Source organism: Dactylosporangium siamense (genome assembly GCF_016862795.1).
Lineage (GTDB): Bacteria > Actinomycetota > Actinomycetes > Mycobacteriales > Micromonosporaceae > Dactylosporangium > Dactylosporangium siamense.
Map to the genome: position 1 here is coordinate 15,154 of NZ_BONQ01000085.1, position 23,352 is coordinate 38,505.

The window sequence follows — 23,352 nt, forward strand, 5'->3', positions numbered from 1 at the left end:
GGGGGATTGGAGGCGGTCATGGCGGATGATCAGGACTACGAGGCAGCGTTGTTCGACGATGAGGATCCCATCGGTGGGGACCTCAAGGAGAAGGTTGCTGAGGCCTGGCGCGACTTCGCGCGCCACCTGGTCGACGCGCTGCGCCAGCTCGACCCGGGCACGACGCTCGATCTGACGCTCGACCCGACGGCGTCCGGGACCGGTGACGCCGTCTACTCGGTGCAGGTGACCGGCGAGGACGGCGACATGCTCGCCGCGACCGCGGTCGGCAACGCTGACCTGCCCGCGGCGTATCGGCTCGGACGGACCGTCATCGCGGAGATCGTGGCGCTCGGGTGGTCGCCGCCAGGAGTGGTGGCGGGGTCGGGCGAGGCGTTCGGGCTGCGGGTGCCGAAGAGCGACGCGGTGCAGCTCAGCCGCCTGATCATGCGGACGTTGCGGGACATCTACGGCACGCCGCACCCCGCGTTCCTCACCTATCTGGCGCATGACGCGCAGGGCCTCGTGGCGGCGTTGCCGTCGCTGGGGGTCGCGCGGTCGCTGGCGTCGATCGTCGACACGGACGACGACGGGCCGGTCGCCGTGGTGCGCGCCAAGCACAACCATGAGGAGCAGGGCGACGATCTGCCCCTGCAGGACAAGGTGGTCACGGTCGTGGCCCGGCTGATGAAGACGACGCCGGAGGAGCTCACGATCGACCCGGACGGTGACATCGGCATCCGGTCGGGGTCGGCCATGGTGTTCGTCCGGGTCCGGGACAACCCGCCGCTGGTCGACGTGTTCTCGCCGATCCTGACCGAGATCGAGCCGACCGAGCGGCTCTACGTGAAGCTGTCCGAGCTCACCAATCGGATGCCGATCGGCCGGCTGTACTGCACCAACGACACGGTGTGGGCGTCGGTGCCGGTGTTCGGCCGGGACTTCCAGGCGACCCACCTGATGCTCGCCGTGCAGGTGATGACCGGGCTCGCGGACGAGCTCGATGACCGCCTGCAGGGCGAGTTCGGTGGCAAGCGCTTCTTCGGTGAGAACGATGCTCCGAGACAGGTTGAAGGCGAGCGCACGGGAATGTATCTCTAGCGCCGCGAGCGTTGCAGCGCCCGGGACACCCGGCCGAAGAGGTCGACGTCGCGGGTGCTCAGCAGCGTGACCTGCTTGCCGCGGTAGTCGGCGACCAGGGTGTGCTGCCGGGGCCAGCGCCGTGCGTAGATGAGCCCGACCAACCAGGTGATGGCCAGCGCGGACAGTGCGACCAGGACGACCGCGATGGAGCCGGTGGTCGCGACGGCGACGCCGAGCACGACGGTGTTCGCCAGTCCGATCGCGATGCACGCCCGCACGCCGGGGTGCAGGCCACCGGTGCCGTGCGTTGGACGCGTCAGCTCGGCGATCTCGTAGCGGCCGGTCTCGGTGGCGAAGACCCGGTCGGTCACCAGAATTCCGTGCTGGTTGTAGTGGACGACCGGTCGGGACTCGAACGACTGCGGTGCGAAGGAGTTCATGGGGTGCGCTCCCTTGATGCTGGTCGGCGCTCGGGTTGCGGGCGCTGACGCGACGAAAGAAGGAGGCGGCAACCGGCCACGGTGACGGCCGCCGTCCAGTGCCCTCTGGGGAAGAGGCACTTTTCGAAGCTCAAGCGTCGCCGTCGCCGGGTGAGGCGGATCATGCAGTCTCACCGGTAAGCTTCTGTCTCTATTGCGCATCAACTCTGTCGGAGATGCAAGTGCAGCTGTGTGCCGAAAGTTCTCAGCATTTGTGCGCGCATGCGGTACGGTGTGCATGATGTCGTCGAAGCCGAGCCCGACTCTGCTCCGTCGTCAGCTCGGGGCCGAGCTGCGACGGTTGCGTGAGGCTGCCCGGAAGACGGCGGCTGAGGTCGCCACCGAGCTCAAGTGGTCGGAATCCAAGGTCAGCCGGATCGAGACCGCCAACAGCAGCGTCCGTAACCCGGACCTGACCAAGCTCTTCGACCTCTACAAGACCTCTGAGGTCGATCGCACGCGTCTCACCGCCCTCGCTGCGCAATCGCGCCAACGGGCATGGTGGGAAGCGTATGGCGAAGCACTGCTCGGCGCCTATGAGACGTATATCGGGTTCGAATCCGAGGCGTCCGAGATCTTCATCTATGACGCGGTCGTTCTCAATGGCCTGATGCAGACGGTGGAATACGCCGGGGCAATCATCAATTCGGTGTCCGCCGGGGAGCGGCCCGACGTGGTGAATCAGCGGGTTTCGGTCCGGATGGCCCGACAGGCCGTCCTGACCCGGGATCCGCCGCCGAAGATCTGGGCGGTGCTCGACGAGGCGGTCCTGAGTAGGCCGGTGGGTGGCACCAGTGTCATGAAACGTCAGCTCATGAGGCTGATGGAGATCGCTGACCGGCCGACGGTCACGCTGCAGATGGTGCCCTTCGACCGCGGCGCGCACCGCGGGATCGACGGGTTGTTCACGATTCTCGAGTTTGCCAATGAATTAGAGCAGCCGCTGGTGTATTGCGACGGAATGACCGGCGGGGTGTTCCGCACACGATCCGAAGAGGTTCGACGCTACCTCATGGCGTTCGAATCGTTGCGCACTGTGGCCCTGAGTCACGCGGACACGCTGGAATATATCCAGCGGGCTATTCGCGCGTACGAGTAGGGCGAATCACGCTTTCCGCGAAGAATAGGATTTTGTCATGAGCATTGTGTGGCGTAAGAGCACGCGTAGTGGGGCCACCGGCTGCGTCGAGGTGCTGCTCGACCCCCGGGCCGTCGGCATCCGCGACTCGAAGGATGCCAACAGCCCGGAGATCTTCGTCGACCCGGCCGCGTGGCGGGCGTTCGTCCAGCACGTGACCGGAAACCAGTACACGACCGAAGTTCAGCGCTAGTCGAAGAAAAGCACGAAACCGAAAAATCGATCTAAAGCGCGATCCAGGCCTGTTCTGCCAGGGTCGCCGCGTCGGTGGCCTTCAGCCCCTGCTGCGACAGGGTCCACAGGGTGCCGCCGACGATCAGCGAGCGGCGAATCGTCGCGTAGCGACCGGGGTGGGTGATCGCACCCGCCTCGGTGATCGCCGTGTCGCTCACCTTCAGCACCACCACGCTCATGCTCTGCTGGCCCTCGCCCCACATGGGCACCGCGAGCAGACCGAGCGGAGCCCAGTACAGGAACGCGTGCGGGTCGTACTCGGCCTCCGAGTGACCACCCTTCTCCTGGTGCTGCGCCACCCGCGCCGGGTGCGCCGGGTCCCGCACGTCGAACAGCGACACCTGCATGCCCTGCACGCGGCCCTGCGCGTTGGCGTCCTGCCCCAGGCCCAGCAGCCGCCCGTCGCCGGCCGGATGCAGATACGCGGAGTAGCCCGGGATCTTCAGCTCCCCGACGACCTTCGGCGCGGCGGGGTCGCGCAGGTCGAGCGTGTAGAGCGGGTCGGTCTGCCGGAACGTCACCACGTAACCGGTGGTGCCGATGAACCGCACCGAATAGATCCGCTCGCCCTTGCCGAGGCCGTCGACCTTCCCGGCCTGGGTCAGCTGGCCGCCGTTGAGCCGCAGCACGTAGACCGCCGAAGACGTCGTGTTCTCCAGCGAGGTGGTCGTCGCGATGCGCAGGTGGCCGTCCCACTCCGACATCGAGTACTGGTTGAGCAGCCAGCCGGGCACCTCACCCGACGCCACGAACCGGGGGCGGCCGGCGCCGGCGATGTCGAACTTGAAGATCTGCGTCAGAGGCGGGCGCGGCGACATGGCGACCTTCTTGCGCACGGCGTCGGCCATGATCCGCCAGCGCTGGTCGTTGGCGATGTACAGGCCGGGCCCGTTGGCGTAGACCGTGTTCCCGTCGGCCACGACCGAGACCGGATCGCCGCCGCCGATTGCCGCGCCGCCCAGGTCGAACGTCAGGACCGTCAGCACCGAGGTGGCCGAGTACGTTTCCGGCCGGCTCACCGCGCCGCAGTCGACGCGGCCCTCGGTGCGCTTGCCGGCGCCGTCGACCGCCGTCCACTGCGGCAGCCACGCCTCGACCGGCGCCGCGTTGACCGCCGCACGGTTGGCCGCGATCCGGGCCTCGTCGGTGCCGAGCCGAGAGACGTCCGGAAACTTCACCTGCGGCTGGGAGGTCACCACGACCCGGGCCGTGCCACCGACCTGGCGGGCGTCGAGCAGGGCGCCCTCGATCGTGAACCGGCCGATCACCTTGGGCGCCCCGGCGAGGTCGACCAGCGTCACCTGGGCACCGGAGACGCCCGGACCCCCGACCGTGTCACCGTCGATCGACGCCTGGTAGTCCGATCCGAGCACCAGCGCCCGGTCCCCGGCCAGCAGCAGCTCGCCGACGTTGACGGGGCCCTTGCCGGTGCCGTCGGCGGAGGCGAGCGTCAGCGAGCCCGTCACGGTGCGGCTGGCGGCGTCGACCACCTTCAGCGACCCGTGCGCGAGCGTGACGATCCGCTTGCCGTCGGTCTTCACCAGGTCCGGCTCGTCGACGCCGGCCTCGTGGTTGTTGGTGCCCGAGTAGTCCTGGCCGGCGGCCGGCGCTGCGGCCTTGCCGCTGCCGGCGCTCCCGGAGCGCGACATCGCGGTGCTGTCGGCGATCCCGCCGTCGAACAGCCGGCCGCCGTAGCCGAAGCCCCACGGTCCGACGGCCTCCGCCGCGGCGCCGCGCAGCGAGGACAGCAGCTGCTCGCAGGAGTCGAACGCGACGAGCTTGAAAGCCGGAGCCGGACCGGCCGGCGCCGACGAGGACCCCGTGGAGGGCGTCTTGCCACCCGTACACCCGGAAAGCGCCATGCAAACGGCGCCCAACGCGACCAGCGTGCGTCTCATGCAGCCTAGGACGTGGCGGGTGTCGATCCGGTTCCCGCCCCGGTGACGACTTTGGGCGCGAGGCGCTCGACCAGTCGGGACAACACGATCATGCTGCGGGTCGACGTCACGAACGGCTCGGCGCGCAGCTTCTCCAGCGCCTCCTCCAGTCCGGCCATGTCCACCGCCCGCAGATGGACCAGTGCGTCGGCCTCACCGGAGATCGTGTAGGCGCCGACGACCGCCGGATGCCGTTTCGCGGCCGCCCGCAGCTGCTGCGGCGAGGTGCGCCCGGTGCAGAAGAGCTCGACGAACGCCTCGGTCGTCCAGCCCAACGCGTCGGGGTCGATCAGCGCCGTATAGCCGCGGATCACTCCCTGTGATCGAAGGCGGTCGACGCGTCGCTTGACCGCCGGCGCGGACAGCGCCACCACGGAGCCGATGTCGGCATACGACGACCGGGCGTCCTCCTGGAGCAACGCAATGATCTGCTGGTCGATCGGGTCGAGGCGCAACGATTCCCTCCTCGAAAGCAACTGTTCTCGCTGTTTTGTGTGCCTCCGCAAATCTACCGTTTGATCTCGTGACCCACGTCGAGCGGCTGCCGCGAGAGCGCACCTACCTGATGTCGCCACCCGAACACTTCGTGGTGGAGTACGCGATCAACCCGTGGATGGACGTCTCCACACCGGTCGACACCGAACTCGCCGTGAAGCAGTGGGAGGGCCTGCGCGAAACGCTCGTGCGGCTCGGTCACCAGGTGCACGTGCTGGCCCCGGAGGCCGGCCTGCCGGACATGGTCTACGCGGCCAACGGCGCGTTCTCCGTCGACGGCGTCGTCTACGGCGCGCGGTTCAAGTACGCCCAGCGCATCGCCGAGGCGGCCGCGCACCGGCGGTTCTACGAGCAGCAGGGCACCTGGAACTTCGTGGCGCCGGTGGAGACCAACGAGGGCGAGGGCGACTTCGCCTACCTGCCCGACGCGCTCGGCGGCGGCGTGATCCTCGCCGGGCACGGGTTCCGGACCGAGGTCGCCGCGCACTCGGAGGTGCAGGAGGTGCTCGGCCGGCCGGTGATCTCGCTGCGCCTGGTCGACCCGCGCTTCTACCACCTGGACGTGGCCCTGGCGTCGCTCGACGACCGCACGATCGTCTACTACCCGGGCGCGTTCTCCGCCGCCTCGCGGGCGGTGCTGGCGCAGCTGTTCCCGGACGCGGTCGTCGCCGACGAGGAAGATGCCCTGTCCTTCGGGCTCAACCTCGTCTCGGACGGCCGCCACGTGGTCCTCAACAGCGAAGCCACCGCCCTCGCGGCCAAGCTCCGCCAGGCCGGCTACGTGCCGGTCCCGGTGGAGTTGACCGAGCTCAAAAAGGGCGGCGGCAGTGTGAAGTGCTGCATCGCGGAGCTGCGGCCTTCAGCAGCGCGGCTGAGGCCCTAGGCGGTGGAGCTGCGGCTTCAGTCAGTGGAGCTGCGGCTTCAGGAACCGGACGGGGCCGGTGCCGGCATGGTAGCGGCCGATTGGACCAGCACGATCTGCGCCGTGTAGGTCGTGCTGGGCGTCGCCGCCGGGGTCGCGGCGCCGCCGTTGACCGTGATCGGGCCGCCCACCACCACGTCGGTGCCCGCCTGCAGCGCGCCCGGCTGCAGACTGTGGCGCTTGTCGAACACCTTGACGTTCTTCGCCAGGGTCCACGTCTTCATGTAGCCGTCCGCCGACCGGACCGTCAGTGACGTCTCCGTCGCCGCCGTCGCGGTGCCGTGCTGCATCGCGACCCGGACCGGGCCCTTCTTCGTCTGCACGATGCCCTCACCGTGCAACACGCCGGCGAGCATCTCGTGCTCGCTGGTCTGGCCCGACGGCGTCGGATCCGCCAGGGCGACCCCGGGTAGTGAGCCGATGACCACCAGGATCACGGCACAGAACAGCAAACCAATCCGTGAGCGTCGCATCGGGGTACCTCCTCGGAACTGGGCTGACGGGTGCTCTACCTCTGATCACCCGGCCCAAACTCAGAGGGGGACCGTGACCGTGAACCTCGCCCCACCCTCCGGTGCGTGCCCCGCCTCGATCCCGCCACCGAGCCGCCGGGCCAGCCGCGCCGCGAGCGCCAGCCCCAGCCCGCTGCCGACCTTGCGGGCCCCCTGGTAGCGACGGGACAGGGCACCCCGCTCGAACGCGACCGCCAGGTCGTCATCGGTGAACCCCGGCCCGCCGTCCCGGATCTCGATCGACGCCGACGACTGCTGCCACACCAGCGCCAGCACCACCGGGGCACCCGACGGCACGACCCGCAGCGCGTTCTCCAGCAGCCCGTCGACGATCTGCCGGATCCGGCCGGGGTCGGTGCGCGCCGGGATCGGCATCGGCGGCAGCTCCGTGCGCAGCAGCAACCCAGCCGCCGCGAGCCGCCCGCCCCACGCCTCGGCCGTCGACGCCACCAACTGCGTCAGGTCCACATCGATCACCTCGACCGGCAGGTCCGCCGCCTCGAGGCGGGCCAGCACCAGCAGGTCGGCGATCAGCCGGTCGAGCCGCTCCGCCTCGCCGAGCACCGTCTGCCCGGCCCGCTGCGCCCCGTCGGGGCCCACCACCCCGTCCGCGAGCGCCTCCGCGTAGCCGCGGATCGTCGTCAGCGGGGTCCGCAGCTCGTGCGACACCGACAGCAGGAAGTCCCGCTCCCGCCCTTCGCTCGTGGCCAGGGCCGCGGTCAGCGCGTTGACGGCCCGGGCCAGGTCGGCGACCTCGGTCGGCCCGCGAGGATCGAGGGTGACCGACCGGTCTCCGGCGCTGAGCTGGTTCGCCGCTGCCGCCACGGTACGGATGGGAAGCGCGATCCGCCTCGCCAACAGCACGCCGGCCAGGAGCCCGGCACCGAGCCCGGCCAGCAGCGCGATCCACAGCTGCCCCCAGAGTCGCGCCAGGGTCCCGCTCGGCGGGTCCTCGGTCAGCACCACGCCGTTGCCCGAGTTGCCGATCGGCCGGCCCACCAGCAGCTTGACCTTGCCGTCCACCAGTGCCCGGCGCACCGGGACCTGGCGTCCGGCCGCGATCGTCTTGACCACACCGTCCGGCAGGCCGCCCCGATCCGGCTGGCCGGCCCGGATCAGATACACCTCGATCCCGCGGGCCCGCAGCCGCTTGAGGATCACCTGCTCGTCTTCGCTCTTGGCCGTGTTGAACCGCGGCCGCAGCAGCTCCACGGTCAGTTTCGCCTCGTCGGCGAGCCCCGCCCGGGCGGCCTTGTTGGCCTCCTGGATCGCCAGCGGCGCACCGACGAGCGCGGTCACCAGGACGGCGATGACGGCGACGGCGCACGTCACCAGCGCGCTGCGGCCGAGGATGGACCTAAGCATCGGCGGTGTACCCGACGCCGCGCACCGTCCGGAGCACCGCGGCCGCGTCGCCGAGCTTGCCGCGCACCTGCGCCACGTGCACGTCGACCGTCCGGGTGCCGGAGTGCGCCGCGTATCCCCACACGGAGCCGAGCAGCTCCTCCCGGGTGAAGACCCGGCCGGGCCGGTTCATCAGGTGTGCCAGGAGCGAGAACTCCGTCGAGGTCAGCGCCACCGGCACGCCGTCCACCCGGCACTCCCGCCGGGCCGGATCGAGCGTGACCGGCCCGACGGTGCGGACCTGGTCCACCTCCGGCGGGCCCTGCGTGCGCCGCAGCACCGCCTTGACCCGCGACACCAGCTCGCGGGGGCTGAACGGCTTGGTGATGTAGTCGTCGCCGCCCAGTTCGAGCCCCAGGATCCGGTCGACCTCGTCGTCCCGCGCGGTCAGGAACAGCACCGGCGTCCAGTCGCCCGACTCACGCAACCGCCGGCAGATCTCCGTGCCGTCGAGCCCGGGCAGCGCGATGTCCAGCACGCACGCGACCGGTCGCAACTTCCGCGCGGCGGCGAGGCCGGCCGTGCCGTCGTGCTCGACGTGCACCCCGAAGCCCTCGCGGGTCAGGTACATGCGCAGCAGGTCGGCGATCGGCCGCTCGTCCTCGACGACCAGCACCAACCCTCTGCCCTGATCCACCGCCTCATTCTGCCGCGCCGCGATCCCGGGCGATGTTCGGGTGATGTTTGGGTGTGCGGACCGTCGGATACAAGAACATCGATCGGTCCACCCCAGCTGCGGTTGCCAGCGCCTGCGCGGGGTGGACCGGTTCCTCGTCGGGCTTCTCGTCAGGCTTCTCGTCAGGCGAAGCGGAGCGCGACCCTCGCGAGCCTGGGCACGGTGGGGGTGGACGCCGCCGCGATCTGTCCCCACGGCGTGCGGAAGGCCTGCTTGAGAGCCTCGTCGAGGCGCCACATCTCGGTCTTGTCCGGCAGGCGTACCCACAGGTTCTCGCGCACGCCGTCGATGGCCGTCACGCCGAGCTGGATGCCGGTGCGCCCCGGCTCGGGGGTCCAGGTGACGTCGGCGAGCTGGTGCAGGTCGGCGTTGAGGTGCAGCGAGACGCGGCGCAACACGGGCGACTCGGTGGTGATCACGAGCCGGTTGCGGGTCAGCATCAGCACGCTGCGCCGGGCGGCGCGGGACGTGCACCGGGCGACGACGGCCACGGTGTCCCGGTCACCGGCGCACCCGCGCAGCACCTGGACGTGGCGGCGGATGGTCGCGGCGGACAGCTTCGCCAATGCCGTGGCCGGCAGGAAGGTGCACGAGAAGGTGTCCAGCGTCTCCATACTCAAGCCAACGACGGTTTTTGCTCAGCGACACGCGGTTCTGCTGCTTTCATGCGCCGATCTTGCGGGCGTAGTGCCGGGACACTCCCACGGTGTCCCTTTTGCCGCCACCGCGCCCGCAAGATCGGCGCACACCCTGTGCGTCGCCGGAAAGCCGGTCAGGCCGGTCCAGCCGGTCCAGCCGGTCAAGGCCGTCCGGCCGGTCGAGCCGTCAGGACGCGGACGGGCGGGGGCTCGGCTTGAGCGGGGCGCAGGCGGTGACGGCGGCGGCGACCTTCGCGTCGGCGGTGTCGAGCTGGTCGACCGGCCCGCTGACGGTGACGCCGTGTTCGGTGAGGCAGTTGCGGTACGCGGCGTCGCGGTTACCACCACCGTTGCCATTTCCGTTGCCGCCGCCGGGGAACGCGGTCGGGCGCAACGACTCGCACGCCTTCTGCGCCTTCTCCCAGGTCTGCTGGTCGACGCCGTTGGGCGCCGCGGTGCCGAAGAAGCCGCCGCCACCTCCTGGGAAGCCGCTGCCGTTGCCGCGGCCCGGGAAGCCGCTGCCCGACGGGCGCGGTTGCCCTGACGGGAACGCGGTCGGGCGGCCCGAGGGGTTGCCGTCCGGGCGGCCCGTGGGCCGGTTCGACGCGTTCATCTGCGGCAGGTCGACGCCGTTGTTGCGCAGGCACGACGCGTAGTCGGTGCCGCCGGAGGCGGCCGTCGCCGGTGCCCCAGGATCCGAAGATCCGCAGGCTGTGGCGAAGATTGCCACTGCGGCGAACGCGAGCGCGGCGCCACCGATCCGCTGAGTCATCACGACCGCCATGCAACGACCCGAACCTCGACGCCCCGTGGGCTGAACCTCAAAATTCGGTAATAACGCCTTCCCAGCCAACTTTGAGGTCCGGTCGAGCTGACGGGGAGCCGGGACCGGTCAACTTGCAGGCATGAAGGTCTGGTGGCTGGCCGGAGGGGCTGCCGTTCTCGCGGTCGCGGTCGTCGTGGGTGTCATGTTGACGAATGGCGACCCGGCCGCGCCGGCGAAAGCGAGCACGTCGAAGGTGACCAGGGGATCCGTCTCGACGACGATCTCGGCGTCGGGGACGGTGCAGGCGCAGCAGAGCCGGACGCTCGGCTTCACCGCCGGCGGCACGCTGACCGAGCTCAACGTGAAGCCCGGCGACGTGGTCGCGGCCGGTGTGGTGCTGGCCAGGATCGACGCGACGGCCGCGCAGGAGTCGGTGGACTCCGCCCAGGAGAGCGTCGACAGTGCCGAGGACGCCCTGGACCGCGCCGAGACCGCCCAGGCCAACGCGACCGCGTCCCCGACGCCGACCGCCAGCCGCGCGCCCGGCACCCAGACCGGCGGCCAGACCGGCGGCCAGACCGGCGGCCAGACGGGCACGCAAGGCGGCGGGAACGGGGCCAGCAGCGTCCAGAACGCCAGCGACAACCTGCTCTCCGCGCAGCAGCGGCTCAACAACGCCAAGCTCAGCCTCGTCCAGGCCAACGCCAAGCTGGCCGGCACCGTGATCACCGCGCCGGTCGCCGGCAAGGTGCTCGCCGTCAACGGCACCGTCGGATCCAACGCCGGTTCGAGTGTCATCACGCTCGCCGGCACCGGTGACGTGGTGGTGAAGGCACAGTTCACGGAGGCCGAGGTGGCACACCTCAAGCTCGACCAGGTCGCGAAGATCTCGCTGCCGGACAACGCGAGCGCCAAGTACGACGGCAAGGTCATGCAGATCGACCCGGCCGGCACGGTGTCCAACCGGCTGGTGCGGTACGCGGCGCTGATCTCGTTCGACAAGGTGCCCGACACGCTGCTGTACGGGCAGAGCGCTACTGTCGCAGTGGTCACCGCATCCGCGGACAACGTGCTGTCGGTGCCCTCCACCGCCGTTCACGACGGCAAGGTCGTGGTGCGAGTCAACGGCAAGGACGAGGAGCGCACCGTCGAGACGGGTCTGCGCGGTGACGTCAACACCGAGATCACGAGTGGACTTGCCGAAGGCGACGAGATCCTGACGGCAGGTCGGTGACGATGGAGCCGATGACCGCACAGGTGAACGCAGGCCAGCCGCAGCCCAAGGTCCTCGTCGTGGACGACGAGGCGAGCATCCGTGCCTTGCTGTCCGCCACGCTGCGGCTCACCGGCTTCGACGTCAAGGTCGCCGGCGGCGGACGGGAGGCGCTCAGCGCCGCCGCCGAGTTCGCTCCGGACCTGGTCGTGCTCGACGTGATGATGCCCGACCTGGACGGCTTCGAGGTGGCGCAGCGGCTGCGGACCAGCGGCCGGCCGGTGCCGGTGCTGTTCCTGACCGCCCGCGACTCGGTCGAGGACCGCATCTCCGGGCTGACCGTGGGCGCCGACGACTACGTGGCCAAGCCGTTCAGCCTCGAGGAGGTCGTGCTGCGGATCCGGGCGATCCTGCGGCGCAGCCTCGGCGAGCAGCAGCAGCTGGTCGACGGCGGGGTGCTGCGCTACGCGGACCTGGAGATGGACGAGGACGCCCACGAGGTGCGCCGGGGCGGCCACCGGGTCGACCTGTCGCCGACCGAGTTCAACCTGTTGCGGTATCTGCTGACCAACGCCGGCCGGGTGGTGAGCAAGGCGCAGATCCTGGACCGGGTGTGGAACTACGACTTCGGCGGCGACGGCCGGATCGTCGAGTCCTACGTCTACTACCTGCGCCGCAAGGTCGACAAGTGGGATCCGCCGCTGATCCACACCGTCAGAGGCGTCGGCTACGCGCTGAGGCTGCCCAGAAGTGAAACCTAGGCCCTGGCGCCAATGGACGGTCCGGACCCGGATCGTCGTCTCCGTGGTGACCCTGGCCGGGGTCGCGCTCATCGCCGCCAACGCGATCGGCGTCACGCTGCTCAACTGGTATCTGATGCAGCGCATCGACGACCAGCTGGTGCACTCGGCCCGCCCACCGGGCATCGTCAACCCGAACCGGACCCCGAACCCCAATCCGTTCGCGACCTCCGGACCCAGGCCGAGCGCCAGCCCGAGCGCGAGCGCGGGCACGCGGCGGGACGGGTTCCCGCGCGACCGCGGCGAGTTCTTCCCCGGCCCGCTGTATCAGATCTACCGCTTCGACGGCACCGGCAAGCTGTTGAACCCCGAGCCGGTCGCGCTCGACCCCGCGCTGTTCGGCGACCTCAAGCAGAGAGCCGCCCAGCCGACGCCCTTCACCGTCACCACGCCGAGCGGCGACGACTGGCGGGCCATCGTGTTCCCCACCGACTTCGGGGGCAACGCCGGCTACGGCGCCAACGCGGTGGCCCTGGGTGACGTGCAGGACACCCGGGACCAGATGTTGCAGTACTCGCTGCTGGTCAGCCTGATCCTGCTCGGGTTCGTCGGGCTGGCGACGGCCACGTTGGTCCGGGTCGGGCTGAGCCCGCTGACCCGCATGGAGGACACCGCGGTCGAGATCGCCGGCGGCAACCTGTCGAGCCGGATCGTGGACGCCGACCCGCACACCGAGTCCGGGCGTCTCGGCATCGCCCTCAACACGATGCTCACCCGGATCGAGGAGGCCGTCGATGACAGCGCCGAGTCGGAGCAGCGGTTGCGGCAGTTCCTCGCCGACGCCGCGCACGAGCTGCGCACCCCGCTGACCTCCGTGCAGGGCTTCGCGGAGCTGTACCGGCGCGGCGGCGCACCACCCGGACCGGCCCTGGACGAGGCGATGGAATGCATCGAGGCCGAGGTCAGCCGGATGCGGCTGCTCGTCAACGACCTGCTGACCCTGGCCCGGATGGACGAGGAGCGACCGCTGCAACTGTCGCCCGTGGACCTGCTCGCGGTCGCCGCCGACTCGGTGCGCGACGCCCACGTGCGGGTGCCGACGCGGTTCGTGCAGCTGTCGGCGCTGGACGAGCGGTCGGTGACGTTCGAGCCGGTGACCGTCGAGGGCGACGAGACCCGTATCCGGCAGGTCGTCGCGAACCTGGTCAGCAACGCGCTACAGCACACGCCGGAGGACACCCGGGTGGTCGTGCGGGTCGGCCGGGCCACCGACACCGGGCCGCCGCCGACCGCGGTGATCGGTGAGCCGCTGCCCGACGGGGTGCCGCTCGCCGCGATCGAGGTCAGCGACACCGGGCCGGGCATGAAACCCGGTGACGCCGTGCGGGTGTTCGAGCGGCTGTATCGCGCCGAGGGCTCCCGCTCGCGCCGGCACGGTGGCGCCGGGCTCGGCCTGGCCATCGTGGCCGCGATCGTGCAGGCGCACGGCGGGCGGGTCGAGCTGTGGACCGCCCCCGGTGAGGGCGCGCGGTTCCGGGTGCTGCTGCCGGCGCTGAGCGAGCCCGACTTTGAGGACGATTCCGATGAACCCGGATTCCGAGGTAACTCCGAGGGAAGCTGAGGGTCGCTCCGAGCGGCGCCCACCACGATGCTCCTCATGCGTTTGTCGCTGCCGTCTCTACGCCGACCACAGTTGAACTCTGTGAGTCTGATCAACGCCGCGCTCGTGGTCGCCGCGGTCGGCGGTGGGCTCTGGGCCTACCAGATCGTCTCCGGTCCCGCCGCGGCCGAGGCCTCGCAGGCCACCACCCGCACCCGGGCCGTCGCGGTCACCCAGGGCACGGTCTCGCAGACGGTGTCCGCGTCGGGCTCCGTGGCCAGCGCGGCGACGGCCAACGCCAACTTCACCACGTCGGGCACCGTCACCGAGGTCGGCGTGAAGGTCGGCGACGTGGTCACCAAGGGTCAGGTGCTGGCCAAGGTCGACGCGACCGCCGCGCAGGCGTCGCTGAACACCGCGAAGGCCAACCTGACCGCGGCGAAGGCGGCGCTCACCCGGGCGGAGAACAACAGCGCCGACGACGCCACGATCACCTCCGCCGAGGCGCAGGTCGCCAGCGCACAGGCCAGCGTCACCTCGGCGCAGACGACGGTCAACGGCACGGTCCTGACCGCCCCGATCGCCGGCACGGTCACCGCCGTGAACGGCGCGGTCGGCTCGTCCTCGTCCGGCTCGTCCGGCTCCTCGAGCGGCGGCGGCGCCACGGGCGCCGCCAGCTCCTCCTCGTCGTCGGGCTTCATCCAGCTCGCCGACCTGACGAAGCTGCAGATCAACGCCAGCTTCGCCGAGGCGGACGCGACGAAGCTCAAGGCCGGGCAGGCCGCCGAGATCAGCTGGAGCGCGCTGAGCGGCACCCGCGCCACCGGCAAGGTCAGCACGATCTCGCCGACCGCGACGACCAGCAACAACGTCAACTCCTACGCGGTGGTCATCGGTCTGGAGACGCTGCCGGAAGGGGTCCGGCTCGGGCAGAGCACCACGGCGGTCGTGACGATCGCCGAGGCGCAGAACGCGATCCGCATCCCGACCACCGCGCTGCGCACGGCCGGCGGCCAGCGCACCGTCCAGGTGCAGGTCAACGGCCAGGTGGAGACCCGCACCGTCGAGGTCGGCATCACCGGCGGCTCGTTCGTCGAGATCAAGTCCGGGCTCAAGGCCGGCGAGCAGGTCGTGATCACGACGACCACGACGAACTCGACGACCGGCACCAACACCGGCCAGTTCCCCGGCGGCGGTCAGTTCCCCGGCGGCGGAGGCGGCTTCACCGGTGGCGGCGGCGCCCGCCCGGGCAACTGATGGGAGCGCCGATCATGCACCCGGTTCTGGACGTCCAGAGGGTCAAGAAGATCTACGGGCAGGGTGAGACCGAGGTCCAGGCCCTGCGCGGGGTGTCGCTGACCGTCGAGCGCGGCGACTACGTGGCCATCATGGGCTCGTCGGGCTCCGGCAAGTCGACCCTGATGAACATCCTCGGCTGCCTCGACATCCCGACCACCGGCAAGTACCTGCTCGACGGCGTCGACGTGAGCCGCCTCAACGACCGGCAGCTGGCGCTGGTGCGCAACCGGCGGATCGGCTTCGTGTTCCAGGCGTTCAACCTCATCGCCCGGACCAGCGCGCTCGCCAACGTCGAACTGCCGCTCGCCTACGCCGGGGTCAAGGGAGCCGAACGCCGCCGCCGGGCCAACCTGGCGCTGTCCATGGTCGGGCTCGCCGACCGCGCCGGCCACGAACCCAACCAGCTCTCCGGCGGCCAGCAGCAGCGGGTCGCGGTCGCCCGGGCGCTGGTCACCGCGCCGGCCCTGGTCCTCGCCGACGAGCCGACCGGCAACCTCGACACGCAGTCCACCAACGACGTCCTCGCCGTCTTCGACCGGCTCAGCGCGTCGGGCCGGACGATCGTGCTGATCACCCACGAGCCGGACGTCGCCGAGCGGGCGAAGCGACTGATCCGGCTGGTCGACGGACACATCGTCCAGGATGAGCGGCTGAAGTGAACCTCTTCGAGACCATCCGCTTCGCGCTGCGCGCGATCACCGCCAACAAGCTGCGCTCCAGCCTCACCGTGCTGGGCATCCTCATCGGCGTCGCCGCGGTCATCCTCCTCGTCGCGGTCGGCAACGGCTCGGCGCAGGCGGTCCAGAAGCAGATCGAGTCGCTGGGCACCAACACCCTGACGGTGACCGCCGGCGGTGGCGGCGGCGCCCGCGGTGCGGCTTCCACCACGAGCACCGCGCTGAACATGACCCTGATCCCGGCACTGTCGGACAAGGACGAGGCGCCGCACGTGCGCAGCGCCTCTCCGGTCGTCACCGGCTCGCAGTCGGCGACGTACGAGGGAACCGACCACACGATCGCGCAGTTCGTCGGCACGTATCCCGGCTACGTCGCGGCGTCGAACTTCAAGCTCGCCAAGGGTTCGCTGTTCACCGACGAGGACGTCACCGACTCGCGGAAGGTCATGGTCATCGGCAAGACCGTCGCGGAGGAACTGTTCGGCACCGTCGACCCGCTGTCCAAGCAGGTCAACGTAGCCGGGAAGCTGTTCACCGTCATCGGGGTCCTCGCCGACAAGGGCGGCACCGGGTTCACCGACCCCAACGACGTCGCCATGGCGCCCGTCAGCGCGGTGCAGGAGTCGCTGACCGGGTACGGGTCGCTGAACCAGATCCTGATCGAGGCCACCGCGCCCGGGGACGTCACCGAGGCGCAGAACGAGGTCACCGCGATCCTCAACGCCAAGCTGAACATCACCGGTTCGAGCACGACGGCGTACCGCATCCAAAACGCCTCGCAGCTGCTGGAGACCCGGGCGAACACCGCCGAGACCTTCACCCTGCTGCTCGGCGCGGTCGCCGGGATCAGCCTGCTGGTCGGCGGGATCGGCATCACCAACATCATGATGGTCACGGTCACCGAACGGACCCGCGAGATCGGCATCCGCAAGGCCCTCGGCGCGCCCAAGCGCACGATCCTCACCCAGTTTCTGGTCGAGGCGACCGTGTTGAGCCTGATAGGTGGGTTGCTGGGGGTGGCGGCCGCGGTCATCGGCAGCCGCTTCACCATCGTCAGCATCCAGCCCGTCATCGTGCCCAGCTCGGTCTTCCTGGCGCTGGGGTTCTCGGTCGCGATCGGGCTGTTCTTCGGCAGCTACCCGGCCAGCCGGGCGGCGGGTCTGCGCCCGATCGAAGCGCTGCGTTATGAGTAGGCACGTTGTTCGTGCGGGCTGGTCCGGGTTGCGGTGCCCGACCCCCCGCGGGTCCCGCAACCCGGTCCATCCCGCACGGCAGTCGACGAGGAGATTCCTGTGAGCCACGCCTTTCGCCGGCCGTCCGCGTCTCTCGATGAGGGGGACAATTCAGACACCGTGCTGCTCGATCCGGTGGACCCGGAGATCGTCCTCATCGACGAGCCGGACGACCTGCTGGCCCAGCCGCTCGACGACGACCTGAACGAGCGCATCTCGAAGGCGGCACCGCGCCGCCTGGCCAACCGCGCCACGTATGTCCTGGCCGGGCTGGCCCTGCTGGTCGCGGGCTTCGTCGGCGGCGCCCAGGTGCAGAAGAGCTACGGCACCGCGCCGGCGGCCACGGGAGCGCCCGGCGGCGCGAACCCGGCCGCGCTCGCGAGCCAGTTCGCCGGCCGCGGCGGGCAGTTCCCGGGCGGCAACACGGGCACCGGCGGCGGCACCGGCACCGGTCAGACGGGCACCCGCGGCGGGATCACCGGCACCGTCAAGCTCGTCGACGGCACCACCGTCTACGTGGAGACCGCCGACGGCCAGACACTGATCGTGAAGACCAGCGGCACGACCACCGTCTCGGCGCCCGGCGCCCTCAAGGACCTCACCGCCGGATCCAGCGTGACGATCGTGGGCCAGAACGCCGACGGCACGGTCACCGCCACCTCGATCACGAAGACGAAATAGCGCATGCTGGTGGCATGGACATCCGCAGCGGGACCCCATCATCGGAGCCGTCCGCCCCGGACCTGACGCCCGCGCCGACCAGCCTGCGCTGGCGTGTGTCGACCGGGTTCGCGGTGCTGAAGGGCGTTGCGGCGATCGGCCTCCTGCTGGCCGGGGTGTTCGCTGCCGCGGACCGCCGGATGCTCGCCGCCGGGCTGGTCGCCGCGGCGATTCTCGTCGTCTATGCGCTGCGCGACGTCATCGCGCCGGTCCGGCTCGCCGCCGACCTCGACGGGCTCACCGTCGTCAGCGGCTACGCGGGGCGCCGGCGGATCGACTGGGCCCAGGTGGAGCGGATGCGGGTCGACGCCCGCTCCCGCGGCGGGATGCGCAGCGAGCTGCTCGAGATCGACGCCGGCGAGCACCTGTTCCTGCTGAGCCGCTACGACCTCAACGCCCACCCGGCAGACGTCTACGAGGAGCTGCTCCGCCTGCGCGGGTTTTAGCCTTTTCCGGATGACGAGCTACTGGTGCTGTGTCCATGAACGGTGGCCGGGTTTGTCGTACCACTGTGCGTGGGTGTCGGTATGCCTCGACGCCGGGATCCAGCTGCCGTCCGGGTGGTGCACTGCACCGGTTCCTGGCCGAGCGCCTCGATGGTCTGATCGATGAGCAGCGGCCGGGCCGGCACCTTCCACCGGATCGCTGTCGATCAACTGCCGCCTGCTCCACAACCGACGGGCGCCCCGGCCGGCGCGGCACAGGCAGCAACGGCCCGCCGGCCGTCGGTAAAGCGCTACCGGTCGATCCGAAGGGCGCTTGAGCTGTCACTGTTCGCAGTTCAGGGGAAGCGTCACGGACAGTTCGGTGCCGCAGCCAGGCGGGCTCCTGACGTCGATACCGCCGCTGAGAGACTTAACCCGGTCCTCGAGACCGACCAGGCCCGTGCCTCCGCCGGGATCGGCGCCCCCGACACCATCGTCGCGGATCTCCATCGCGAGCGTGTCGGCCGAACGCCTGACACGTACGGTCACCACCGAGGCCCTGGCGTGTTTGGCCACGTTGGCGAGCGCCTCCGACACGACGTAGTAGGCGGCCACCTCGACGGTCTTGGGCAGGCGGTCGTCGATGCGGATGTCACCCTCGACGGGTACCACGGAACGGCGGAAAAGCCCCTTGAGTGCGGGCTCGAGGCCGCCCTCGGACAGGATCGCCGGATGAATGCCTCGCGAGAGCTCACGAAGATCATCGGCCAGTCCCTTCAGGGCATTGCGCATCCCCAAGAGGTCGGCCTTCAGCTTGGGCAGTTCCGCCGGAGTCTCCGATTCGGCGTTCGCCATGGCGAGGGCCAGCGAGATGAGCCGTTGCTGCGCCCCATCGTGGAGATCGCGTTCCAGCCGCCGCCGGGTTTCGTCGGCGGCGGCGATGATGCGTGCGCGGGATGCGGCCAACTCGGCCCGGCTCTCGGTGTTGGCGATGCTGGTTGCCAGCAGTTCGGTGAATTCGCCGATCCGGTGCTCGACGTCGGCTGGAAATGCGGCGGGATGCCTCGAACCGGCGATCGCGATGCCCCACACCCGTTGGTCGACAATGATCGGGGCGCCCAGGGCTGAGCGAATGTCTGCCTGGCGCACGGCGACCCCGATCGAGCTGTCAGCCTGGCTGTAGTCGGCCATCCTCGCCGGGCGTTGCGTCTGGAACACGATCGTCGAGATGTCGTGTCCGCCGAGCGAATAGTTGATTGGCACCTGCAGTTTGCCCGGATTGCGCTCCCAGGTGGCGAGCAGGGTCACGCTGGCGTCCGTCTCGTAGTGCGCGACGACCGCGATGTCGGCGTCGAAGACTCCGCCGACTGCGGCGGCCACGGCTGCGAAGACATCGCCGGGCGTGGCGTTTCGCGCGACGAGCGTCGCCACCCGACGCAGCGCCATCTGCTCGCCGGCGAGGGCGCCGCGCCGTTTCTCGGAGGCCACTTCACGTTGCTGAGCAACGGTGACGACTGTGCCGATGGCGGTCGCCATCACGAGGTACAGCCCAGCCTCCGCCAAGTCGTGGACGCTCGGGGGCCCGACGGGATGTGTTGGCTTCACGTAGTACCAGTCGAAGGCCAGGAAGCTCGCGAGTGCCACCGGGATACCGAACGCGGCGCCGGCCCGATATGTGATCGCCGCGATGCCGACAAGGCCGAGCACGATGGCAACCGGAAGGGTGACATACGGATCGTAAATGACCGCGGTGGCGACGATCGGGAACGTCACCGCAGCTGCCAGCAGGGCAAGCGCCGATGTGACACCTGTCCGAACGGCGCCTCTGCATGCGAAACCAGTCACAATGCCAAACCCTGGTCGCTAAGCCGTGCCCGCGAACGCACTCCACAATCGTCCCTCCTCTGCCCGCCCTTCCACATCGCCTGGCGTGTGCCGAGGGTGCCTCGAACACCGATGTGGCAGCGGCTTCGGGTGTGCATCTGTCCACTGTGGGCAAGTGGCGTCGCCGGTTCCTGGCCGAGCGCCTCGATGGTCTGACTTCCGGTGCGGCGCACCAGTGTCATGAGGCAGTGCGCGGACACGGCTGTCAGGCTGGTGCTGTGCTCGGCAGTCAGGCGTCGTTGCGGACGGCGAAGATCGCGATGTCGTCGCGGGGGGACTCGGGGGAGAAGTTCAGCGTCGTCGCGCGCAGGCGGGCCACCACGACGTCGGCCGGGAAGCCCGCCAGCAGGCTGGCCTCCTCGCGCAGCCGGTCGACGCCGAACAGCTCCGGGCCGCGGCGGCGCTCGGTGACGCCGTCGGTGTAGAAGATCAGCGTGTCGCCCGGGTGCAGCGTGATCTGCGTGCGCGGGGTGTTGATCGTGTCGAGCAGGCCGAGCGCGGTGCCGCACTGGCCCGCCAGCTCGGTGCGGCCGTCGGCGCGCAGCAGCACGGGCTGGTCGTGGCCGGCCAGGTGCAGCGCCACGTCCAGGGTGCCGTCGGGTCGGCGCATGACCTCCGCGAGGCACAGCGTGCAGAAGCGGCCGGCACCCCGCTCCAGGAGGGTCTCGTTGATCCGCTTCAGGGTCTCGGGCAGGGGCCGGCCGTCGCGGACCAGGACGCGGGTGACGTCCCGTACCAGACCGGTGACCGTCGCCGCCTGAACGCCCTTGCCGGACACGTCGCCGACGACGACCAGCCAGCGCCGGCCGGACAGCGGCACCACGTCGTAGAAGTCGCCGCCGACGTCGACCCCTTCGCCGGTCGGCACGTATTCGGCGCCGAACTCGACGCCGTCGGCCTTCGGCAGCTGCGGTGGCAGCAGCGAGCGCTGCAGGGCATGGGCGATGCTGCGCCGCTCCGCGTGGATGTTGGCGTTGTCGATCGCGAGCGCGGCGCGCCGGGCCACGTCCTCGACGACGGCGACCTCCTCGCTGCGCTGCCAGGTGTCCCGGCCGCCGCCGACGGTCAGCGTCCCGAGGTGCTGGCCACGGGCGATGAGGGCGACCACGTAACCCTCCAGCGGCGGGCCGAGCGGGACGACGGCGTCGGTGCTCATCGCCTCCTTCAGCTGCGGCGCCGCCTGCCCGAGCGCGTCGAGCAGCTCGGTGAGCATCGCCTCGTCGGCGTGCGCGGCCGCGGCCAGCCGAAGCTCCCCGCCGGCGTCGGCGGCGTGGATCGCGCACCAGGTGCCGAGGCGGGGCACCACCAGCCGGGGGATGAGCGCCAGCGTCAGCTCGACGTCGAGGGACTGGGCGAGCAGTTCGCTGGCGTCGGCGAGAAACGTGAGCCAGGTGCGCCGCTCGGAGTCGGCCCGGCGCAGCCGGTGGTTCTCGACCAGCAGCATCAGCCGGTCGGCGGCGAGCGACGTGAGGGGTCGCGCATACGGGTTGCCGCCGCCCCCGGCGATGAGCAGCTCGCCCCGCCACGGCTTGGTGATCCGCAGCGGCACCCGCCGTCCGCTGTCGACGGAGCCGGTGAGCCGGCCGACCGCGGCGATCGTGTGCGGGCCGTCGCCCTCGTCCAGGGTCAGCGCGGCGCCGGCCGCGCCGATCACGCCGACGAGGCGGTGCAGCAGCTCCTCCGCGACCTCGGTCAGCGAGGTGCCGGTGCCCGACCAGCCCAGCGCGCTGAGGGCTTCGGGCGCGGGCGCGACGGGGATCTCGAAGCTGGGCGGTGCCGCGATGCTCGCGGTGCCCGCCTTGTCGAGGCGGAACCAGACGCCCTTGCCCCCGCTGAAGTGCAGGGTGCCCCACGACGATGCCAGCTGGTCGACGAGCAGCAGCCCGCGGCCGCGCTCGTCGAGGTCCGCGGTCGTGGCGCCGGGCACGGGGATGTTGGGCACGACGGTGCCTGGCAGGAAGTCGAGGACCGTGACGGTGAGCGAGCCGTCCGCGGCGGTGATCTCCACATCGACCTCGGTGCGGGCGTGCACGACGCTGTTGGTCGTCAGCTCCGTCACCAGGAGCAACGCCTCGTCGAGAATCCCGTCCAGGTCCCGTTCGTGCACGATCGTCCGGATCGCTTCGCGCGCCAGACCAGGAGAGCTATGGTCGGCCGGGAGTCGGATCCTCCGGACGGTCGGGGCGTTCACACCTCGCAGTCTCTACCGAACGGTGGTAACAATCCAACCTGGAGACGACGATGGGTGGACACCGCCTGCCCCCGAGACCGGTGGAGACGCCATGACCACAGTCGAAGAAGTCACCCAGAAGAGTCCCGAGACGCTGCTGCTCGAGGAGCTCTCCGACGGGCTGGACCGGTTGGCGGCAGGTGATCTGAAGCACCGCCTGAGCCGCCGCGACGGGCTGCCGGGAGAGGTGGTCGAGCGCTTCAACCGGCTCGCCGAGCTGAAGCTGCGGCACACCCGTGACCTGCTGCGGATCAGTCGCGTCGTCGGCCGTGAGGGCCGCATGACCGAGCGTCTCGACGAGGAGGGCTTCGAGGGGGCGTGGCTGGACCGCATCCACGCGGTCAACTCCCTCATCGATGACCTGGGCCGGCCCACGACGGAGATCGCCCGCGTGATCGTGGCGGTCGCCGAGGGGGACCTGACGCAGCAGTTGGCGCTGGAGATCGACGGCCGCCCGCTGCGGGGCGAGTTCCTCACCATCGGCCGCACGGTCAACACGATGGTGGACCAGCTCTCAAGCTTCGCCGATGAGGTCACGCGGGTGGCCCGTGAGGTGGGTACGGAGGGCAAGCTGGGTGGCCAGGCCCAGGTGACCGGCGTCGCCGGCACCTGGCGGGACCTGACCGACTCGGTCAACTCGATGGCCGCCAACCTGACCGGCCAGGTCCGGTCGATCTCGACCGCGGCGACGGCGCTGGCCCGTGGCGACCTGTCGCAGAAGATCACGGTGACGGCCAAGGGCGAGGTCGCCGAGCTCGCCGAGACCATCAACTCCCTCGTCGACACGCTGCGGATCTTCGCCGAGCAGGTGACCCGCGTGGCCCGCGAGGTCGGCACCGAGGGCAAGCTCGGCGGCCAGGCCGACGTGCCGGGCGTGGCCGGCACCTGGAAGGACCTCACCGACAACGTCAACTCGATGGCGTCCAGCCTCACCGGCCAGGTCCGCAACATCGCGCAGGTCGCGACCGCCGTCGCGCGGGGTGACCTGTCGCAGAAGATCACCGTTGTCGCGCAGGGCGAGATCCTGGAGCTCAAGGACACCGTCAACACGATGGTCGACCAGCTCTCG

Annotated in this window: 23 protein-coding genes and 1 pseudogene; 14 read left to right on the plus strand and 10 right to left on the minus strand. The window is 70.4% G+C overall.

Features of this window, described 5'->3' with window-relative positions; all coding sequences use genetic code 11:
* Positions 1-18 precede the first annotated feature (18 nt).
* Positions 19-1,080 carry a T3SS (YopN, CesT) and YbjN peptide-binding chaperone 1 gene (locus Dsi01nite_RS28945; RefSeq protein ID WP_203849448.1) on the plus strand — a complete coding sequence of 354 codons (1,062 nt, stop codon included), beginning with the start codon at positions 19-21 and terminating at the stop codon, positions 1,078-1,080.
* Here the strand turns inward: Dsi01nite_RS28945 and Dsi01nite_RS28950 are convergent.
* Positions 1,077-1,502: a DUF6232 family protein gene (locus tag Dsi01nite_RS28950; RefSeq protein WP_203849449.1), complete on the minus strand. Its 426-nt coding sequence runs from the start codon at positions 1,500-1,502 to the stop codon at positions 1,077-1,079. The genes Dsi01nite_RS28945 and Dsi01nite_RS28950 overlap by 4 nt on opposite strands.
* Positions 1,503-1,782: 280 nt before the next feature.
* Between Dsi01nite_RS28950 and Dsi01nite_RS28955 the strand changes: the two genes are divergently transcribed.
* Both Dsi01nite_RS28955 and Dsi01nite_RS28960 read left to right on the plus strand, forming a co-directional pair.
* Positions 1,783-2,640 carry a helix-turn-helix domain-containing protein gene (locus Dsi01nite_RS28955; protein ID WP_203849450.1) on the plus strand — a complete coding sequence of 286 codons (858 nt, stop codon included), beginning with the start codon at positions 1,783-1,785 and terminating at the stop codon, positions 2,638-2,640.
* 37 nt (positions 2,641-2,677) lie between these two features.
* Positions 2,678-2,872: a DUF397 domain-containing protein gene (locus tag Dsi01nite_RS28960; RefSeq protein ID WP_203849451.1), complete on the plus strand. Its 195-nt coding sequence runs from the start codon at positions 2,678-2,680 to the stop codon at positions 2,870-2,872.
* A gap of 31 nt (positions 2,873-2,903) precedes the next feature.
* Here Dsi01nite_RS28960 and Dsi01nite_RS28965 read toward each other — a convergent pair whose 3' ends face one another.
* Both Dsi01nite_RS28965 and Dsi01nite_RS28970 read right to left on the minus strand, forming a co-directional pair.
* Positions 2,904-4,811: a beta-propeller domain-containing protein gene (locus tag Dsi01nite_RS28965; protein ID WP_203849452.1), complete on the minus strand. Its 1,908-nt coding sequence runs from the start codon at positions 4,809-4,811 to the stop codon at positions 2,904-2,906.
* Between the two features lie 5 nt (positions 4,812-4,816).
* Entirely contained in the window at positions 4,817-5,305 is a 489-nt protein-coding gene (locus Dsi01nite_RS28970) for an Lrp/AsnC family transcriptional regulator (RefSeq protein ID WP_203849453.1), read from the minus strand.
* 68 nt (positions 5,306-5,373) lie between these two features.
* Here Dsi01nite_RS28970 and ddaH point away from each other — a divergent pair, with 68 nt between their 5' ends.
* A complete protein-coding gene (ddaH, locus tag Dsi01nite_RS28975; protein WP_345005617.1) occupies positions 5,374-6,228 on the plus strand; it encodes a dimethylargininase in 855 nt (284 codons plus the stop codon).
* Positions 6,229-6,266: 38 nt separating this feature from the next.
* On the opposite strand, the gene Dsi01nite_RS28980 is transcribed toward ddaH, so the two are convergent.
* The 5 genes from Dsi01nite_RS28980 to Dsi01nite_RS29000 all read right to left on the minus strand — a co-directional run bounded on the left by Dsi01nite_RS28980 (position 6,267) and on the right by Dsi01nite_RS29000 (position 10,269).
* The gene (locus Dsi01nite_RS28980; RefSeq protein WP_203849454.1) at positions 6,267-6,740 is read right to left on the minus strand and encodes a hypothetical protein; all 474 of its coding nucleotides are present in this window, start codon (positions 6,738-6,740) and stop codon (positions 6,267-6,269) included.
* A 60-nt stretch (positions 6,741-6,800) separates the two neighbouring features.
* The gene (locus Dsi01nite_RS28985; RefSeq protein ID WP_203849455.1) at positions 6,801-8,144 is read right to left on the minus strand and encodes a sensor histidine kinase; all 1,344 of its coding nucleotides are present in this window, start codon (positions 8,142-8,144) and stop codon (positions 6,801-6,803) included.
* Complete coding sequence (locus Dsi01nite_RS28990) at positions 8,137-8,820, minus strand: response regulator transcription factor (RefSeq protein WP_275423423.1); 684 nt, start codon at positions 8,818-8,820, stop codon at positions 8,137-8,139. The genes Dsi01nite_RS28985 and Dsi01nite_RS28990 overlap by 8 nt, the downstream gene beginning before the upstream one ends.
* Before the next feature lie 161 nt (positions 8,821-8,981).
* Positions 8,982-9,479 (minus strand): hypothetical protein, encoded by a 498-nt coding sequence (locus Dsi01nite_RS28995; protein WP_203849456.1) that lies wholly within the window; start codon positions 9,477-9,479, stop codon positions 8,982-8,984.
* Positions 9,480-9,684: 205 nt separating this feature from the next.
* The gene (locus tag Dsi01nite_RS29000) at positions 9,685-10,269 is read right to left on the minus strand and encodes a hypothetical protein (protein ID WP_203849457.1); all 585 of its coding nucleotides are present in this window, start codon (positions 10,267-10,269) and stop codon (positions 9,685-9,687) included.
* 133 nt (positions 10,270-10,402) lie between these two features.
* Here Dsi01nite_RS29000 and Dsi01nite_RS29005 point away from each other — a divergent pair, with 133 nt between their 5' ends.
* The 8 genes from Dsi01nite_RS29005 to Dsi01nite_RS29040 all read left to right on the plus strand — a co-directional run bounded on the left by Dsi01nite_RS29005 (position 10,403) and on the right by Dsi01nite_RS29040 (position 18,190).
* Positions 10,403-11,497 carry an efflux RND transporter periplasmic adaptor subunit gene (locus Dsi01nite_RS29005; RefSeq protein WP_203849458.1) on the plus strand — a complete coding sequence of 365 codons (1,095 nt, stop codon included), beginning with the start codon at positions 10,403-10,405 and terminating at the stop codon, positions 11,495-11,497.
* 11 nt (positions 11,498-11,508) lie between these two features.
* Positions 11,509-12,237 carry a response regulator transcription factor gene (locus Dsi01nite_RS29010; RefSeq protein WP_203849459.1) on the plus strand — a complete coding sequence of 243 codons (729 nt, stop codon included), beginning with the start codon at positions 11,509-11,511 and terminating at the stop codon, positions 12,235-12,237.
* Complete coding sequence (locus Dsi01nite_RS29015) at positions 12,227-13,837, plus strand: sensor histidine kinase (RefSeq protein ID WP_203849460.1); 1,611 nt, start codon at positions 12,227-12,229, stop codon at positions 13,835-13,837. The genes Dsi01nite_RS29010 and Dsi01nite_RS29015 overlap by 11 nt, the downstream gene beginning before the upstream one ends.
* A gap of 81 nt (positions 13,838-13,918) precedes the next feature.
* The gene (locus Dsi01nite_RS29020) at positions 13,919-15,073 is read left to right on the plus strand and encodes an efflux RND transporter periplasmic adaptor subunit (protein ID WP_239136254.1); all 1,155 of its coding nucleotides are present in this window, start codon (positions 13,919-13,921) and stop codon (positions 15,071-15,073) included.
* Positions 15,074-15,087: 14 nt separating this feature from the next.
* Entirely contained in the window at positions 15,088-15,774 is a 687-nt protein-coding gene (locus tag Dsi01nite_RS29025) for an ABC transporter ATP-binding protein (protein WP_239136255.1), read from the plus strand.
* Positions 15,771-16,985, plus strand: a complete 1,215-nt coding sequence (locus Dsi01nite_RS29030) for an ABC transporter permease (protein ID WP_203849463.1) — start codon at positions 15,771-15,773, stop codon at positions 16,983-16,985. The genes Dsi01nite_RS29025 and Dsi01nite_RS29030 overlap by 4 nt, the downstream gene beginning before the upstream one ends.
* A gap of 159 nt (positions 16,986-17,144) precedes the next feature.
* Positions 17,145-17,705 (plus strand): hypothetical protein, encoded by a 561-nt coding sequence (locus tag Dsi01nite_RS29035; protein ID WP_239136256.1) that lies wholly within the window; start codon positions 17,145-17,147, stop codon positions 17,703-17,705.
* Positions 17,706-17,719: 14 nt separating this feature from the next.
* Complete coding sequence (locus Dsi01nite_RS29040) at positions 17,720-18,190, plus strand: PH domain-containing protein (protein WP_203849464.1); 471 nt, start codon at positions 17,720-17,722, stop codon at positions 18,188-18,190.
* 321 nt (positions 18,191-18,511) lie between these two features.
* Here Dsi01nite_RS29040 and Dsi01nite_RS29045 read toward each other — a convergent pair whose 3' ends face one another.
* Positions 18,512-19,942, minus strand: a complete 1,431-nt coding sequence (locus Dsi01nite_RS29045) for a GAF domain-containing sensor histidine kinase (RefSeq protein ID WP_203849465.1) — start codon at positions 19,940-19,942, stop codon at positions 18,512-18,514.
* A gap of 56 nt (positions 19,943-19,998) precedes the next feature.
* Here Dsi01nite_RS29045 and Dsi01nite_RS57570 point away from each other — a divergent pair.
* Positions 19,999-20,196 (plus strand): annotated as a pseudogene (locus Dsi01nite_RS57570) (helix-turn-helix domain-containing protein); the annotation flags it as partial.
* Positions 20,197-20,282: 86 nt separating this feature from the next.
* On the opposite strand, the gene Dsi01nite_RS29050 reads toward Dsi01nite_RS57570, so the two are convergent.
* On the minus strand, positions 20,283-22,253 hold the full coding sequence (locus Dsi01nite_RS29050) for a SpoIIE family protein phosphatase (RefSeq protein WP_203849474.1): 1,971 nt from the start codon (positions 22,251-22,253) through the stop codon (positions 20,283-20,285).
* An 82-nt stretch (positions 22,254-22,335) separates the two neighbouring features.
* Here Dsi01nite_RS29050 and Dsi01nite_RS29055 point away from each other — a divergent pair.
* A partial coding sequence (locus Dsi01nite_RS29055; protein WP_203849466.1) for a HAMP domain-containing protein occupies positions 22,336-23,352 on the plus strand: 1,017 nt, incomplete at its 3' end.